General features: G+C 40.5%; 12 protein-coding genes. 8 read left to right on the plus strand and 4 right to left on the minus strand.

Annotated features, from left to right (window positions below):
- Positions 1-14: 14 nt before the first annotated feature.
- The 4 genes from FDK13_RS11270 to FDK13_RS11285 all read left to right on the plus strand — a co-directional run bounded on the left by FDK13_RS11270 (position 15) and on the right by FDK13_RS11285 (position 6,456).
- Positions 15-1,724: a hypothetical protein gene (locus FDK13_RS11270; RefSeq protein WP_137340078.1), complete on the plus strand. Its 1,710-nt coding sequence runs from the start codon at positions 15-17 to the stop codon at positions 1,722-1,724.
- On the plus strand, positions 1,721-2,362 hold the full coding sequence (locus FDK13_RS11275) for a hypothetical protein (RefSeq protein WP_137340079.1): 642 nt from the start codon (positions 1,721-1,723) through the stop codon (positions 2,360-2,362). Before FDK13_RS11270 ends, FDK13_RS11275 begins: the two co-directional genes overlap by 4 nt.
- On the plus strand, positions 2,353-4,356 hold the full coding sequence (locus FDK13_RS11280; protein WP_137340080.1) for a PorT family protein: 2,004 nt from the start codon (positions 2,353-2,355) through the stop codon (positions 4,354-4,356). Before FDK13_RS11275 ends, FDK13_RS11280 begins: the two co-directional genes overlap by 10 nt.
- A 105-nt stretch (positions 4,357-4,461) precedes the next feature.
- Positions 4,462-6,456: a zinc-dependent metalloprotease gene (locus FDK13_RS11285; protein ID WP_137340081.1), complete on the plus strand. Its 1,995-nt coding sequence runs from the start codon at positions 4,462-4,464 to the stop codon at positions 6,454-6,456.
- Positions 6,457-6,486: 30 nt separating this feature from the next.
- Here the strand turns inward: FDK13_RS11285 and FDK13_RS11290 are convergent, their stop codons facing one another.
- From FDK13_RS11290 to FDK13_RS11300, 3 genes are all read right to left on the minus strand, one after another.
- On the minus strand, positions 6,487-7,332 hold the full coding sequence (locus FDK13_RS11290) for a cyanophycinase (protein ID WP_137340082.1): 846 nt from the start codon (positions 7,330-7,332) through the stop codon (positions 6,487-6,489).
- A 68-nt stretch (positions 7,333-7,400) separates the two neighbouring features.
- Positions 7,401-8,117, minus strand: a complete 717-nt coding sequence (locus FDK13_RS11295) for an outer membrane lipoprotein-sorting protein (RefSeq protein WP_137340083.1) — start codon at positions 8,115-8,117, stop codon at positions 7,401-7,403.
- A gap of 57 nt (positions 8,118-8,174) precedes the next feature.
- Entirely contained in the window at positions 8,175-10,739 is a 2,565-nt protein-coding gene (locus FDK13_RS11300; protein ID WP_137340084.1) for a TonB-dependent receptor, read from the minus strand.
- A 318-nt stretch (positions 10,740-11,057) separates the two neighbouring features.
- Between FDK13_RS11300 and FDK13_RS11305 the strand changes: the two genes are divergently transcribed.
- Genes FDK13_RS11305 through FDK13_RS11320 form a run of 4 tightly spaced genes read left to right on the plus strand, consistent with a single transcriptional unit; the run spans position 11,058 to position 16,957 of the window.
- Entirely contained in the window at positions 11,058-12,263 is a 1,206-nt protein-coding gene (locus tag FDK13_RS11305; protein ID WP_137340085.1) for a cystathionine gamma-synthase family protein, read from the plus strand.
- Complete coding sequence (gene bla / locus FDK13_RS11310) at positions 12,260-13,321, plus strand: class A beta-lactamase (RefSeq protein WP_137340086.1); 1,062 nt, start codon at positions 12,260-12,262, stop codon at positions 13,319-13,321. Before FDK13_RS11305 ends, bla begins: the two co-directional genes overlap by 4 nt.
- Positions 13,322-13,323: 2 nt before the next feature.
- On the plus strand, positions 13,324-14,820 hold the full coding sequence (locus FDK13_RS11315) for a serine hydrolase (protein ID WP_137340087.1): 1,497 nt from the start codon (positions 13,324-13,326) through the stop codon (positions 14,818-14,820).
- A 40-nt stretch (positions 14,821-14,860) separates the two neighbouring features.
- Complete coding sequence (locus FDK13_RS11320; protein ID WP_137340088.1) at positions 14,861-16,957, plus strand: S9 family peptidase; 2,097 nt, start codon at positions 14,861-14,863, stop codon at positions 16,955-16,957.
- Between the two features lie 109 nt (positions 16,958-17,066).
- On the opposite strand, the gene FDK13_RS11325 is transcribed toward FDK13_RS11320, so the two are convergent.
- The gene (locus FDK13_RS11325; RefSeq protein WP_137340089.1) at positions 17,067-17,918 is read right to left on the minus strand and encodes a polysaccharide deacetylase family protein; all 852 of its coding nucleotides are present in this window, start codon (positions 17,916-17,918) and stop codon (positions 17,067-17,069) included.
- Positions 17,919-18,120: the final 202 nt, after the last annotated feature.

Below are 18,120 nucleotides of genomic sequence, written 5' to 3' on the forward strand. Positions count from 1 at the left end.
AATATTAAACAAAAATGGCATCAATAGAAAGTCTGAAACAGCAATTAAAGGATTTGCTGATTTTGAATCATGGCGATATAAAAATAACTGAATATCCCAATTTGGTGTCTGATGGGAGGCAACTCGATCTTAATCTTGGACAATTAAATCAGCTGATACAACAGGTTTATTCAGACATCGATTGGCGGCCTTATGAAATAATTAATACCAAACTTGAACTGATTTTTAGGAAGGGAATTCTATCCACAGACCAGTTTGGGGAAATCGTCTCGCTTGTCGGTGATAGCGTCAATAGAAATATTGTTGTGCAATATGTAGTAGCGGAGTTAAGCAAAAGAGGTTTTAAACCGCGTGAAATCAATCACCCTGATCCCTTATCTATTCAGAATAAATGGATGACCGATTTAGTCTGGCTGGATTACAAGGAAAGTCTGATAGAAGTGGAATGGCTTGGGGAAAAGGCAAATTCTTTAAGTAAACTTGGTGATATCTCATTCAACAATAAAGATGACGCAAAATATTTTTTAAGAAACGGAAATTACCTGCCGGGTCTGGTCACTGCTTTGACAAAAAGTGCAACAAAGGCAGATGAATTTGAAAGGATAATTGAAGAAGAATTCGATTCGGAAAAGCGTTATTTACGAATTCTTTATAAATTAAATCCGCGTTTGCCGTTTCGATTTGAGGACGAATTATATACCGAAGTTTCTGTTTTATTACAAAAAGCGTGTGAAACTCCGAAGGGATATCAGGCCTTACTGGAATCGTACAGAAAAGGAATACTTCAAATATGGATTCAGGAATCCGATCCGGGAGTTGCCTTAAATCTTTCAACACAATACGATCTTAACAGTTTTCTTCGATTCCTGTTTAAAACAGATGCTACGCTTCCTTTTTTTATTGAAAATCATCGGTTTTTAACGCCCGATTTATTGGCTGAATATGCCAGAAAAGATTTTTCAATTTGGCCTGCCATCGCCGAATCGATGGCTGCTAAAAATATTCAGGAATGGTTTACAGGTATTGGAAACGAGGACTGGAACGATCAGATAATAGATAGCTACGCATTCCTTTCACATGCCGGATATTATACGGAACCAGAAATAAGGCTTGGCATGGTTCAGGCCTTATTTCATATTATCAATCATCTTTCTGATAAACCAAGGCTCAAAATTGATCAGGAAAGAGTACAGCTTTTATCGATCAATGGCGGTGTTATCCTAAACCACAGTATCAATATAAGTTTGAAAAATGAAGGATATGTTAAAGTAAAAGTTTATTTCAAGTTCATAAAAGAAGGAATTTCTTTGAGTAAAGATGTTTTGGAATTTAACAATCTTGAAAGCAAGGTTAGTGAAAATATAGATATTATTATTGATACTTCTTTACTTCAAAAAGATCAGCTTTATAATCTGGAACTGGTAGTTTCCTCGGTTTATGAAGACATCATTATACCTGTTGAAATAAAAGTTATTTTCCCCAAAAAAGCATACCTCACCAAACTTGTTTTATACGGTTTGATAACCGCCTTTTACTTCGGCGCTTTCAGATTTCTTCTGGGTGTTTTTTTGAATTATAACGGCTGGCTGGTTCACAACGCAGCAATTGGAAATCCTGATGACGTAATCGGCAAGTCGCCGCTATTATCCTTTTTTGTATTTGTTATGTTTGTTTTGGGAGGTATATTTTCTTTCAGTCTGGTTAAAAAATACGAGAAGATATGAAAGACGGCAAATCAGTATTCGTGGTATTAGCGCTGACTGTTTTTATAGTGTACGTGATGCGTAATTTTCTGGGACGGTTAAGCTCATTTTTCTTTGTCCCGATAGATAATTTATTGTTTATCTCACACAGCATTCCGCCAGTTTTAATGTGGATGATTTTGGGGTTGTTAATTGGGCTCGTCTATGGTTCTTTTATCTCAATAAAAAAGTTTAAGCTTGATTACAAGTTGCTTGTATATCCGGGATTGATTTTACTTATCAGTTTAAGTTTGATTTTGCTTGCTTCATTTGTTGTTAAAAAAGTGATTGATAGACCTAACACCGGTAGCGTTGAAAGCAAAGATACCGACGGCCATTTTCTGACTTCTGCCAACCGAGCCAAATTGAATGAAATATTAAAGAAAGGTATTCTGGCCGTGGAAAATGAGAGATATGAAACCGCAGAAGAGCTTTTTATTAAAGCATCAACACTTGGAAAAGGAGACCCACGGCTGGATAGTTTGTCAAGAATTTATACCAATATTGGAAATGATAAATGCGCGCTTTTTCGAAGCGATACAGAATTGAAATACATACCAAACTACTATTATAAATACGCGGCCGCCCTCACAAACAAAGCTCCCAAAATATGCAAATAAAAATCTACCTCCTCTTTATTTTATCAATTGTTTTCTTCTCAACTACCAGTGAAGCCCAAGAATTATTTCCCAAAAAAGAACTCTATCACATCTGGATTCTGGCAGAAGAAAAGCTAGATGCCGGGCAGTTTGATGACGCGCTGCGTCTGTATAATACACATAAGGAAAATCTGAATTTCGCAATGAAAGTCAGGCAGATTTCTCGTATCAAAGATATTTCTTACGAAGCTGAAAAACTCAGAAAAAAAGATAATTTCGCAGAAGCCGTCGATAAATACAAAGAATACCGAAAACTTAAAGATGTCCCAACTCTTGGCATTTTTGAAAAGAAAATAGAAGAATGCCTTGCTCAGATCAACAAAGGAAAACTTACCGAATTAACCTCACAGCAACGTGTCATTACGGGTTTTGAATGGGCGCATCGTGGCCGGGAAAAACTGAGTTTGCTGGATACGATAGGAGCGAAGCGGGATTTTAATAATGCCAGAATCTTAGGTGGAAACCGGAATAATATTCTTCGGGAACAATACATCGAAGGAAATCGTATAACGGAAGCGTTAGCAAATTGGGGACAAGCGAAAGTCAGGTTTGAGACAACAAATTATTCCAAAGCAGAGGAACTTGCTTTTCTGACCACTTACCGTGATATTAGAAATGTGGATGTTCCGGATGTTGAAGTGAAAATGAAGGAATTGAAAGCTGAAATCGATGGGAATAATTCGCTGACTACAATAGCTAAGATCTGTGATACTGATTTACTGATTAGTTATGTAAATAATAATAAGGAAAATGTGTCTGCTTTCGCACCATTACTTGCACGACTGAATGAGTTTAGAAGTACGCAGAAGAAAATTAATTTGCTGAAAGCCAATAAGGATAACGCTGCAACCGTCAAAAGCGCCTATGAAAGTCTGCTTACCTGGACAGAAGATTTTCCCGAAGAAATTCGTGAGGACATAAAATCTTGTATCAACAATGAGTACACATCTTACAAAGCTACAATTCCAGAAATTGCTAGTCCGCCGGTTTCAAATTGTTCAGGATTAGATGATTATTTGAAAGGCATCGTATTGATCAGACGGGAATTATCTAATTGCAATACGGCAAAAGCACAGGGGCTTTGGAAAAAAAATGTTGCTTATATAAAGGGATGCAAGGATTCGCGGACCATTTTATTGTCAAATAAAAGCCTGAAAGATTCTGTTTTTATGATGGTCAGGAATGATAGTCTCTTGGCGGTTTATCATGGAAAAATTCAAAAATCCTTGCAAACCGGAAATTGCTTGGAAACTGCCGAGGTTTACAAACAAATGAAATCCTTGCGCGTTTGTAATCAGGACGTTTTGGATGAAGAAATCGAAACCGGTTTGGCAGAAACAAAAAATTGCCAGACAAAATCCTGGTGGAGACCTGAGCTTACCGGAAGCTTTGCAAGGAATATGCCTAAATATTCGGTTGCGGGTGTAGCCAGGAAAATGGGAAATGGCTGGTCCAGTTCTGCGGGAGCACAATTTACTTTTATTGACCATAAAAATCCGATCGATTTTACGATTGGTGTTGAGTATTTTAATACCAATTATTACACTGAACAATCGGCGGGATCTGTTATGGAGAATTTTACTTTAAGCGGGGCAAATGTTTTGGTTGCGATCAAACTTCATAAACCCAATACAAATCCTGATAAAATCAGACCGTATTTAAAAATTGGTACAGAAATGCTTATTCCAACCTCTTACGAATATGAAAGCTTTTCAATATTTCAAAAAGTAAGTGGGACGGATCAATTGAAGAAAACGATGTTATCCGTGACAGGAACTGTCGGACTGGAAATTCAGAAAAAGCATTTTGGTGCTTTCGCGGAAGTTTTTGGTAATTACGGTTTGGGAAATAGCATTTATAATTCAAGTTTATCCCATGTAGTTACAGCTCAAAATCAAAAAGTTGAAGCCAGAATTGTCAAGTTCGGTATCAGAGTTGGTTTTCGGTTATGGTAAAATTGACATTATTTCTTTTGTTAAACTAGTTACCACTAACTATTTCAGCATCAGACATAACACCATAAATTTATATTGAATTACATCAATATAAATTCGGGTGTTATGAAATATATACTACTTTTGAGCCTGGCTTTTTTGGCCCTGACCGGATTTTCACAGGAAATGGCTTCCTGCGGTTTTAGTGCAATTCAGCAGAGAAAATTGCTTGATGATAAACGTTATCAGTCAGATTTAATTAATACGGAATCAAAACTGCGTGAATATTTAACGTCAAGGAATTCGTCCAGAACTGCGGCTGTGGTATATACGCTCCCGGTAGTTTTTCATGTCATCACAAATGGAGGTTCCGTTGGAGCGCCGGATAATCCTACGGATGCGGCCATCAGTGCAACGCTGAAATTACTCAATGATACATGGAGTAAAAACGATGCTTCTTACGGTGGCGCAGATATGCAGATAAAATTTGCCCTGGCTCAACGATCTTCGACCTGCGGCAGTACTTCCGGTATCAACCGGGTAGATGGGAGCGGGGTTTCTGATTATTCCGCCAATGGCATCACGACGTCAATAGGTGGAAATGAAGCAGTGGTGAAAGGATTAAGCCGTTGGTCTTCTGCTGATTATGTCAATATCTGGGTCGTTACGAAAATTGATGGCAGCGATACTTTTCCGGGCGGGTTCGCTTATTTTCCTGAACATGCCGATTCCCGTATTGATGGTATTACGATTCTTGCAGGAACCGTGGATGGTATCAATAAAACGATAGCGCATGAAATGGGCCATGTTTTTGGTTTGTACCATACTTTCAGGGTAACCGATTTTGATGAAATAAGCTGTCCGCCGACCACGGATTGTGCGAACACCGGTGATATGATTTGCGATACGGAACCGACTAAAAATGTCTCATGCGGAACAACGCCAAACGAATGTTCAGGTGCGGTATATCTCGTTGCCGATGCCGGATTAAATTATACGGTTTTAAATAATTATATGGGTTATGGCACCTGCCAGTCTATGTTTACCGAAGGACAAAAAACGAGGGCCCGCGGATTTTTGGAATTATTCCGGCCGGGACTTATTTATTCCAAAGCATTGTCTCCCGTTGCTGCTGCTCCATCTTTTAATCCTCCGCTTACAGCAACAAACGGCCAATCGGAATTTTATGGTGTGGAGCGGGTTAAGTTTGGTGGAATTGATATTTATTCAGGAACCGCTTTGCAGGATAACGGAAATCTGATCAGCCGTACCTGTAATCAGAGGGCGACTGTAACCAGTGGTTCTTCAACATCACTGACGGTGACAAGTACTTATGCAAATCCGGAATATCTACGGGTTTATATTGATTACAACAATAACGGCGATTTTCTGGATGCGAACGAATTGGTCATGTCCGGTGACTGGGTTCCTTCAATGACCGGAAATATTACGATTCCAACATCTGCTCCAACCAATGTGCCATTATTGATGCGCGTTGTTGCGGATGATGTTTTTGGCTCTCCGCCAACTTCTGTTGCTTTAAATGGAGATGGGCAGGCGGAAGATTTTACCGTTTCAATCAGTGGTGCGCTTCCTGTAACCTTGCTTTATTTTAAAGGAAATCTGCTTGAAAACCAGCAGGTAAGTTTGAGCTGGGCAACAACTTGGGAAGATAACAGTCGCTCGTTTGTTTTGGAAAGAGGAAATAATTTAACCGCTATGCAGCAAATCACAAGTGTAGATGCAGCCGGGAATGCTGACATAAAGAAAGATTATCAGTTTACGGATTCCAATCCTTTGCAAGGAATAAATTATTACAGATTAACGGAAGTAGACTGGGATGGAAGCCGTTTTCCTTATCGGGCCATTTCAGTCGAAACCAAAAGAAATGAAATGTTATTCCCCAATCCATCCGTTAATAATCAGTTCTTTTTACAAATTCCTGTTGATACAGAAGTGAAAGTTTACAGTATAACCGGCCAGGAAATTTTCTGTGATATTATAATAGAGAATGCTGATTTGGTGAAGGTTACGGCAAAAAAGAAACTGGTTTCAGGAATTTATCTTGTTTCGCTTACAGGACAGGATTTTACAAAATCAATTCGTCTGGTCATTCCATGAATGGAAATGTTTTAATAAGGTGTGTTTAAATTAATTGGTTATTGAAAAAGAATCGCCCGACGTAAAAATACTTAACTGCAAATCTTTCATTTTGATCAATCCCCGATCTGTAACTTTTAACTCAACAGGACGTTTCATAACAATAACCTGACTTTCGCCAACAACTTTTACATTATTACCGTTTACGACAATGGCAGTCGATTCGTCAATACCGATGCAGGCAAGATCCGGATATTTTGCAATGGCAGAAAGTAAACGATTATAACGGCTTCTGACTACAAAATGCTGGTCAATAATGGCGTTGGTAAGTAAGCCAAGTCCTGGTTTTATGTCAAGGTTTTTATCTTGCAGTTTTCTGAATGTGGATTTCAAAGTTGTATCTCCAACCAGTTCATTTCCTGTTATCATGAGTTTACTCATGACAGCCGCGCCCGCGCTGCTTCCGGAAATGGTTGCACCTTTTTGGTATGCTTTGTGAATGGCATCATAAACAGGTGTATTCAATACGATTTTCATAAACCGCTCCTGATCTCCACCGCTGATAAAAATCAGTTTGGCATTTTCCAGGGAATCAAGCCACTTTTTGTTAGTAACATCAGATGATTTAAAATTAAGATTTGCAATAACATTATTGCAAACCAATTTCATATCCTGATTGAAATAATAAAAAGAAGTATCCGCATTAAGCCCGGACATGGGTAGCAACACAACATAATCTGTTGGTTTTAAAAGGGAAGTGGCAACCATCTCCTGCATTAATGATGCAGGCCGGTCGCCACCTCCTATAATAAATAGATTTCCTTTTGTCACTTGCGCATAACCTGCGCCGTAAAAGAATGTCAATACTGTAAATAATGCCGTCAAATACTGTTTCATGCCTAAATATAGCAGAAAACCGGGATTTTCGATCTGGCTATTTTATCAAACTGACAAAAAATGCAAAACTATTTTGTTGGTTTTTTAAAGATCGAATCGTCCACTTTTCCATTGACGATCACCTTGTTGGTAACAAAAGTCATCGTTCCCATTTGTGGATTTGCAATATCCATCGCATTTGGAAATTTAACACCATCCGTTTCTTTATAATCCGAAAAGTCGATTTCACCTTCCTGACCGTTCATGGTTGCTTTTACTTTGGTAAGAAGATAAGTCGTTGCATCAAGATATTCATCCATCGCCTGGCCATCTTTTGTTGTTAGTTTCAGATGATAAACATCTTTTTTGTCCACCTTTTCTTTCCCAACCAATTCAACTTTGTTTCCTTTTTCTTTATAATTTACCAAACCGCCGAAAGGATCAAGCTGTCCAACTTGTTGCTTAACCTGATCTGCCGGCATATCTTCCGGTTCGCCGGTTCCACCCATCATAGTCGGACGGATCATCCAGCCCGTTGCTCCGTCAACAACCTGAACCATTGAATTTCCCATAACGGTGGATTCACTGCGCAGTGATTTTCCAACCACAATCGTTGTTTTACTTGGAATTTCCATTCCCTGTACCGAAAGTGAACGTTCAGTAACAACGTTGGTAACGGCCTTTATTTTGTCCAGTCCGCCGATTGCTGCAACATGTTTGTCAACGATTTCGTCGACTGTCTGGCCAAAGGAATTTGTAGCTATTAATGCCGCAACGACCGCTACAAAAAGTTTGTTTGTTTTCATTTGTGAAGTTGATTTATGTATAGATTAGTTTGTTAAACAGGTTCCAAAGGTAGAAGATTATTTCGGTGTGCCACCTCCCGGTGCTGCTCCGCCAGATTGAGTTTGTCCGCCACCTTCGCTTTTTACGTCGTCGTTGTTAACAGACTTCGCTTTTCTTTTTGGTGCATCCATCGTCATTTTTCCAATTTTATAGCTGAATGTCAGGCGGATACCGCGGTTGTAAAGATGCACGTTATTAACCTGGTTAAACAAATCGGAATTAAGTTCTGTATGGATCGTGTATCGTTTGCTCAGGAAGTTTTCAGCAGCAATTCCCACACTTCCTTTTTTGTTTTTGAAATCTTTTTTCACACCCAGTGTGTAAAATCCAAAACCGCCCTGTTTTCCCTGTAACTGAATCGTATTTCCCTGCATAAAACCGAAAGCCTGTGCCCCCCAGCCATTTTTGAAAGTAGCCTGAGAAAAAATACCGCCGCTTATGTTCATACCTGAATTGCTTATTTCCCTCGATAATCCGTCTCTGCCGGTTGTTTGTCCCGTCAGTGTCGAATAAAAGGCATTCATGAAAAGACCAACGTTGATTTTGGTTGTTGCAGCTACGTTTGCAAAAAGGTTGGTGCCGTATGCATGTTGCTTTCCAATATTCTGATAGGTAGTTACAACTGCGCCCGAGATAGAATCTGATGGCTGACGGATTTGTGAAATTGCATTGTTCGTAATCCGTCCGAAAAATGTCGCATTCACGAAAGTTTTCTTGATGTTTTTACTCACACCAACTTCAAAGTTATTGGTCAGTTCAGGACGTAATTTTGGGTTTCCAATCGTAATGTTCTGTGGATTGGATGCATTGTAGTTTGGGTTCAATTGCTGCAATCCCGGGCGTTGGATACGGCGGTTATAGCCCAGTTTCAATGTTGCACCTTTGATCGTTTTCGAAGCATTTACACTGGGAACGAGCACACCGTAATTCCCTACGCCAAGCGATCCGCTTTCTTTTGTGCTGGCGTCAATAAAGGTATGTTCGTAACGAAGTCCTCCTTTAAATGTGTATCGTTTTTTCGTTGTATATGTGTAAGAAGAGTATCCGGCAGCGATATTCTGATGATACAATAAATCTCCGGCAGGCTGTCCCGCTTCTGTTTCATATTCTCCGGTTGGCGAAGCAAGCAAATAGCTGTAACCACTCGTTACTTTCCTGAAAATTCCTTTTCCTCCAAATTCAAGCAGCTGATTTTTCTTGATCGGTGTCTGGTAATCCGTTTGCAACGTAAATTCTTCGTTGATGCTTTTATTCAGGTTACGCTGGCGGCTGGCAATCTGGTTGTCGCTATTCAAAATATCAGCATCAAAATTGTTCGTCAGATCATTGCGGCTGTAAAGTGTTGAAACACTCCATTCCTGCTGAGGTTTGAAAGTATGCAGATAATCAATGTTGGCATCCACTGTTCCGGAAAGGTTTTTGGTATCAACATTTCTGCCTGATGTTGAAGTCTGCTTTCCGTTTTCAAAAAGTTTGGTGATGAGATCTTGCTGACTTAGCATGTTTCTTACACCATAACGCACACCGGCCGTAATGCTTTGGTTTTTCGCGAGGTCATAATCAAATCCTAAACTGTACTGACCAAAAAGTCCTTTGCTGGATCCTGTACCTGTTTGGTTGGTTAATGTTGTAACATTATCCACAATGCTTGACTGATCCAGCGATGTTGTGGTTTTGGTGTTATAATTTCCACGACCAAATCCTCCAAGGCTGAAGCCTGCTTTTCCTTTACGATAACTTCCGTTCAAAGAAAGCATCGATCCACGGTTACCAACGCCTGAATCAACATTCAGATTCAGTCCCTGCAAGCTGTTCTTTTTGGTGATGATATTGATAATACCTCCTGAACCTTCCGCATCGTATTTTGAAGAAGGGCTGGTAATTACTTCCACCGTTTTGATCTGATCCGCAGGAATTTGCTTCAAGGCATCCGCAACGCTGCTCGCGATAATCGTACTTGGCTTGTTATTGATAAGAACCTTGATATTCTGGCTTCCGCGGAGAGAAACATTTCCATCAAGATCTACGGTTAAAAGAGGTACTTTACGTAACACATCGGTTGCGTCACCTCCTTTGGCAGCAATATCTTTTTCTGCATTATAGACCAGTCTGTCTACTTTTTCTTCGATCAGTGCGGATTGTCCTGTTACGGTAACTTCGTCCAGTGTTTTAGTGTTCGAAGCAAGTTTTATTGTACCAAGGTCCAGTTCTTGTCCTTTCGCCAGTTTGATGTTATCAAGGGTTTTGTTTCCGTAGCCGATAAAAGAAATCAGAATTTTGAAATCGCCATTTACTATTTTGGTCAGAGAAAATTTACCTTTTTCATCTGCAACCGTTCCGTCAATAGCTTGTCCTGTTGTTTTGTTATAAAGGGCAATGCTTGCAAATTCAACACCTTTGGCAGAAGCTGAATCCAGAATAGTACCGCTTATTTTAGCTGTTCCTTTTGGTGTCTGGTCACCGGCTGTGCCCGGTAATGCTTTCGGAGTTGCAGCGCCTCCCGTTGGAAACTGGGCAAATGCAGGCGAAATAAAGGCGGCCAGAATGATAATGATAGTCAGGAAAAATTTATGCATGTTCATGTGATTGGTATTTAACGGCATAAAGGTGCGACGGAAACCGGTTTTGCGGAAGTAAAATGTGACCAACGCCACAATTCATTGGATGGATAACGCATTTTCAGCGATGGGCGATTTTTTGCTTTTTATCACTTTTGACGGGAAATCTTTAAGATAACTTACTATTTCCTCCACCACATTGTTTTTGGGAAAGTTACTTGCTAAATTACAATTGATTGAATTTTGGGTTAAAAACGAAATTTAAATCTGATATTTTAATAATTTGAAGTATAATATTGATTTGATAAAATACTGCCTGACAACGCTTAACTAATCTATTGAATGAACCAATCTGATTCCCGAAAAGGGACAAATTCTGTATGGGGCGGAGAGACGGAGCATTTTCCGAACGGCGCCGTTACATCTCCTATTTATAACAGTGTAGCCTTTGCTTACAACGATCTGGACGAATGGCACGCAGTTGCGACCGGAAAATCAGAAGGTCATATTTATAGCCGCAACACAAATCCAACGGTGCATGTTTTGGAAGAAAAAATCCGTATTTTGGAAAGTGCCGAAGCCGCAACTTCCTTCGCCACTGGTATGGGTGCGATCAGTAATACATTGTTTTCATTGCTTGGTCCAGGGAAAAGAGTTGTTTCTTTAAAAGATACTTACGGCGGAGCAAGCCGTCTTTTTTTAGATTTTCTTCCTGCTTATGGCATCAATGTAACACTTTGTGAAACAATAAATCATGAAGAAATTGAAGCTGAAATAGCAAAAGGCTGTGACCTGGTTTATCTGGAAACGCCGACAAATCCAACGCTTAAAGTTGTTGATCTGAAACGGTTGTCGGCAGCGGCGCATAAGGTGGGCGCTGTTGTGGTTGTTGATAATACTTTTGCCACGCCGATCAATCAAAATCCACTTTTATTGGGTGCTGATCTGGTTCTTCATAGTGCTACCAAATTTCTATGTGGGCATTCAGATGCGATGGGCGGCGTTTTATGCGGGAAAGCTGAGCTGGTAAAAAAGGTTTTTTCTTTCAGAGAAATAAATGGTGCCAGTTTGCAGGCGGATCCTGCCTACATGATAGCACGCGGAATGAAAACGCTGGAATTAAGGATTGAACGTCAAAATGCTTCTGCATTGAAAATCGCAAGATATTTAAAGGCACATGATGCAGTTGAAGAAGTCTTTTATCCGGGACTGGAAACCCATCCGGGACATGAAATTGCCAAAGCGCAAATGTCTGGTTTTGGTGGTGTGATGAGTTTTGCATTGAAAGGAAATTATGATACAGTAAAGGCATTTTTGCCTAAACTAAAATTGGTTCATCTCGCTGCCAGCTTAGGTTCTGTAAGCACACTGGCCGGCCCACCCAGAACCACAAGTCATGTAGAATTAACAGAGGAACAACGCGCTTTACTTGGAATTCCTGAAAGTCTGATACGCTATTCCGTCGGTATTGAAAATGTTGAAGATCTGATCGAAGATTTGGAACAGGCACTGGCTGCAATTAAAACGGAACAAATGGCAGTGTTATGATCAGGAAAAATTTATTAAAAACACTTGAAATTTCTTTCGTTTGTACATTACTGGCGTCTCAGGCGGATGTAAATGCGCAAACAATACAACCGGTTGCAGAGATATCAAATGTAATGAATCCAAGACTGGACCATGAGCTTGGACGTATTGCTAAACTGGCCAAAGGAAAAGTGGGGGTTTCTGCGGTGCATCTGGAAACGGGAAAGCATATTAGTCTTAATCTCAAAGAGTTGTTTCCAATGGCGAGCACTATTAAGGTGGCCATTGCAGTTCAGCTTTTTACCAAAATTGAAAAGGGAGAACTTTCGCTGATGACGATGGTTGATCTTCAGCCGTCAGATCTCCATCCCGGAAGCGGAACACTGGACGTACTTTTTGCCAAACCGGGCGTGCAGCTTTCTGTCCAGAATTTGCTGGAACTAATGATGGTTATCAGTGATAATTCCGCGACGGATATTTTGCTCCGATTGGTTGGGGGCACAAAAGCGGTGCAGGAACGAATGAACGCTCTCGGTATAAAGGGAATGTCAATTGATCGGACTATTATTCAGTTAATTGCTGATGAAGAAGGGATTACGCTGCCGCCAGAAGATCAGTGGACGCATGGTTTTTACGACAAATTATGGAATAATACAACCCGGGAATCAAGAGACGCTGCCGAGTTGAGGCTGCAAAAGGATCCCCGCGATACTTCTTCTCCGGAAGCTATGGTAAATTTGCTAACCCAGATTTACAATGGAATGGCGTTAAAACCGGAAAGTCGTGAACTTTTGCTTGGCGTTATGGAAAGATGCAGGGGAGGCGTTGCCCGCTTAAAAGGGTACCTGCCGACGGGAACAGTGATAGCTCATAAAACAGGTTCGCTCAATGCAAGTGCTACCGATGATGTTGGAATTATTACACTTCCGGATGGAGCCGGTCATGTCGCTATTGCCATTTTTGTTGCCGAATCCGGTGCAGAACTTGCGGAAAGGGAGCAGACAATTGCGCACATTTCCCGCAGTATTTATGATTATTTTTTGTTTAATTCTTCTGTTATAACAACTTCGTCCCGTTAGTTATGAAACAGTTTCTTTTTTGCATTTTTTTGCTTTTTGCGGGCTCTTGTTGTGCCCAGAAAAAAGTGACGCCGGCTCAGATTAAGGAATTTGACAATTATGTTGAAATGGTCCGGAAACAATGGGACGTGCCGGGACTTTCCATAACGGTGGTGAAAGATAATCAGGTGATTTTCAAAAAGGGTTATGGTGTGAGAGAGCTTGGGAAACCGGAACTTGTTGATACGCAAACATTATTTGCCTGCGCATCCACAACCAAGGCCATGACGGTTGCGCTGATGGGTATGCTTGTGGATGAGGGAAAAGTGAAATGGGATGATCAGGCAACAAAATATTTGCCAGAGCTTCAAATGTACGACCCCTATGTAACACGCGCCTTAACCGTCCGTGATCTGCTGACTCACAATAGCGGAATTCCGGGGACAGATTTTTTCACGGGAGCTATGAATATTCCTGTCAATGAAATGCTGAAAAGAATGGCACTGGTGAAACCGGTTTATCCTTTTCGAGGGGGATTTGAATATCAGAATATTATGTATTCCGCAGCAGGCCGGATTATTGAAAGGCTAACTGGGAAACTTTGGTCGGAGGTAATGCAGGAAAGAATTTTTGATCGTTTAGGCATGACGCAAACCGCGCCGAAGCGCAAGCTTATCAAAACAGATAACGTCACAAAACCCCATTTCAAAATTAACGATACGATTCAGGTAATTGAATATGGGGCTGATAGTGAAATCGGTTCTGCCGGCGCCGTTTGGTCTTCTGCGGATGATATGAGCAAATGGATTATTTGTATGCTCGACAGCAGCAAATTCGCTGGCGGCAGATTGTTGAAACCGGAAACCTGGACCGAAATTTTTAAATCGCAGGCATTTTTCCCGGAAGACGAATATCCGACGATGAGTTTGATAAAGCCAAACTGGCGGACTTACGGACTGGGTTGGTATCAGCATGATTACAAAGGCAAAAAAATCAATTTTCATACGGGAAGTCTTGCAGGATTAACTGCGATAACGGCGCAGTTGCCTGATGAAAAACTGGGCGTTTATATTTTTGGAAATTATGATCACGCGGAAGTTCGTCACGTTTTGATGTATAAAACCCTTGACTGCTTTGCATTAGGTGAAACGCGTGACTGGAACTCGGAATTTAAAACTTTGTACACAAATCTTGCTGAAAAAGGGAAAAAGAGAAAATTTGATTTTGAAGCGAAACGGGTCGGAAATACGTCACCTTCTTTACCCTTAGAGCAATACAAAGGGAAATATACCAGTCCTTTGTACGGTCAGGCGGAAGTTACGGTCGTTGGAAATAAATTAATGTTCAATATAAATGATGTCTTGAAAGCAACCTTAGGTCATTTTCATTACGATACGTTTTATGGACCAAATCAAAAATCCTGGTATGGAAATGCAACGGCAAGCTTTGCTTTGAATAGTAGTGGAAAAGCAGACGTACTGGTTTTTGACGGAATGGAATTCAGAAAAAGTGAAAAGTAAGTTTACGGTTCTGGTTAAGTGAAAGTTTTTAAATTATACAATGAAAAAATCACTCCTTTTTTTGCTGCTGGTGTTTTTAAGTAAGGTGCCTTCCATCGCGCAAAGCTTTAAAATGGAAGACATTATCAGTTATCCGCTGGCTTCTGAGTTAACATCTTCTGCTTCCGGATCGAAAATTGCCTGGACGTATAATGACCAGGGAAAAAGAAATATTTATGTTGCAGAAGGACCGGAATTCAAACCAAGAAAACTGACTTCTTTTGATGAAGATAATGGTCAGCAACTTTCTAGTATCTCCATTTCTGCGGATGGGAAATGGGTTGTTTTTGTTAAAGGCGGAGAGCATGGCGGCAATCATGACAATAGCCTTACGGTAAATCCATCGTCATTAATTGCAATGCCGAAAGTCGAAATTCTAAGTATTCCTTTTAAAGGTGGTGAAGCGAAAATACTGGCGGAAGGCGACTATCCTGTTATCTCTCCAAAAAGTGACAGGATTGCTTTCATAAAAAGTGGTCAGATATGGCAGGTTTCTCCCGATGGCTCTCCTGCTGCGAAAATTTTATTTGAAACCAAGGGAACAAATTATTCCGTTCAATGGGCTCCGGATGGCTCGGGAATGGTTTTTGTTTCGTCCCGCGGAGATCATTCTTTTATTGGGATTTTTGCTGATACAGAAAAAACGATCCGCTGGATTGCTCCTTCTTTTGCCAAAGATGACTCGCCAAAATGGTCGCCGGATGGAAAGAAAATCACTTTTGTCAGAAGACCTGCAAGTGGGGGATTACCTGATTCTATTTTACCAAGGAAACATAATCCGTGGAATATCCTAGTGGGCGATATTGCAACATCCACAGCACAAAAAATCTGGTCGGCGCCGAAAACTTTGAGCGGATCTTACCCAACAACAGACGGAGGTGCTAATCTGATGTGGTCGTCGGCGGGAAGAATCACTTTCACTTCCTATCAAGATGGCTGGCCACATTTATATTCCATAAAACCGGAAGGCGGAGAAACTTTGCTTTTGACGCCGGGTAATTTTATGTGTGAATATATTGAAATGAGCCATGATGGTAAGTGGCTGATTTTTGCTGCAAATACAGGTCCTGATGTTTTGGACCTTGACCGTAGACATATTGTTAGGGTACCAGTTGATATGGCAAAAATGGAGGTTTTGACACCCGGAACCGGTGTTGAAGCATTTCCGGTTGTTACCGCCGACGGAGCAAATGTTGCTTTTATAAGTTCATCGGCAGTGCTTCCTCCACAGCTTGCAGTAATGCCTTTTGGTACAAATCAAACGATAAAAATCCTTGATAAATCTTTATTGCCAGCCAATTTCCCAACGGGAAAACTGGTCATTCCAAAACAGGTAACTTTCAAGGCATCGGATGGAACGCTGGTTTACGCACAATTATTTGAACCTGCCGGAGGAGCTGCAAAATCCAAAAAACCTGCTGTTGTTTTCGTTCACGGAGGTCCGCCACGTCAGATGTTACTGGGTTGGCATTATGGTGATTATTATGCCAATACATATGCGATTAATCAATATCTGGCAAATCAGGGGTTTGTCGTTTTGGCGGTAAATTACAGATTAGGAATTGGCTACGGTTTTGAATTTCATAAGCCTGCCAATGCGGGAAGTAATGGTGGTTCTGAATATCTGGATGTAAAAGCTGCCGGAGAATGGTTGGCTGCCCGGTCAGATGTGGACAAGAAAAAAATCGGGATTTATGGAGGTTCGTACGGCGGTTATCTGACCGCGATGGCTTTAGGGAAAGATTCTAAATTATTTGCCGCTGGTGTTGATGTGCATGGTGTACATGACTGGGCTTTTGTAAATGAAGGAAGTAAAACTGCACCAGATGCTGCTCTTGCGGCCAAAGTTGTCTACAAATCTTCGCCGATTGCCTATGTAAATACCTGGACTTCGCCGGTTTTATTTATTCACGGAGATGACGACCGTAATGTTTATTTTTCTCAAAGTGTGGATCTTGCGAGAAGGCTGGAACAAAAGAATATTCCATTTGAACAACTGATTATTCCGGACGATACCCATCACTGGATGAAATTTTCAAATCAGGTTAAAGTTGATCAGGCGATTGCTGAATTCTTGATTAGAAAGTTGATGAAATAAGCGGATTTATAGTTTATTGCTACTTTCTATTATCCGTCGGACGGCTTTTTCTGCCGTCCGACGGATAATAGAAAGATGTTTTATACAAAATGAATGGATATTAAAATCTTCATTTCTTCTCAGCCAAATCCTTATAAGCGATCAGTTGAATTCCTTTTTCCTTAATAGCAGCTTTCACCTTTTCACTCGTAAAAAGATCCGTAACACCTTGTCTGTCTTCGGCGACATTTTCATATCCAATGTGCGAGATGGCTTTAAGTTCTGCATCATCAAGTCCCGGATGATCAACGAAAATATAGGTTTTGCCGGTTTCAAGTTTATCGAGCATTGAGATAAAACTTTTTACCTTATCCTCAGACGTTTTGCGAGGGCCATCATAACTGACATATCTATCAATTTTCGGCTCGGGATCAACCGGGATTTTATATTCTTTTGCTAGTTTTCTTGTCAATGCTTTTACTTCTTCCGTTATGCCGGCGCAACCCATGTGCGAGGACAAATGACTAATGCGCGGCAACTTTTTTAAAGCCATTTCAATCTGTGCCCGGAATTCTTTTTCAATATCGGACAACTGCCAGTTATTTTCGATTACTGAGCGTTTTGGGTAATTTTTATTAGGGTAAATCATGGGAAGAAAATATCCATCTTCATCTTTCAAACTTGCACAATCCGTCAACGGCCGCCATTTCACATTGTCCCATTCGCTGGTGATGGCCAAGTGGACGCCGACATCAGCGCCGGGATTTTCTTTTAGCATTTTGACAGCTTCCGGAAACCAGGGCGAGGGAACAATAACTTCGATGGAAGTCTGAATTCCTTCTTTATAACATTTTATCAGAGCAAGATTTCCGGAATGTGAATAGCCCATGTCGTCACCTCTGACAACAAGTCTGGCACCTTTTTGAGCATAGGAAGATATTATTGCGAGAAAAACCAAAAGAATTGAAAGGAGATTTTTCATTGAAAATGAGGTCGATTGATTATTGGAATTAAGAATTTTGTGACTAGTTTAATAAAGTAATAAGGAGCCGAAATCTATGCTCGTTAGGTTCAAATATTTGTGATAGATAATAGCAGATAATTGTCGGATCCTGCTAAATGCCATAAGTCCATAGCTGGCATTCAAGTTCAAATTTCTATTTTTACTTTTCGATCAAAAAAAC

It is taken from the genome of Dyadobacter frigoris, assembly GCF_005280585.1.
Lineage (GTDB): Bacteria > Bacteroidota > Bacteroidia > Cytophagales > Spirosomataceae > Dyadobacter > Dyadobacter frigoris.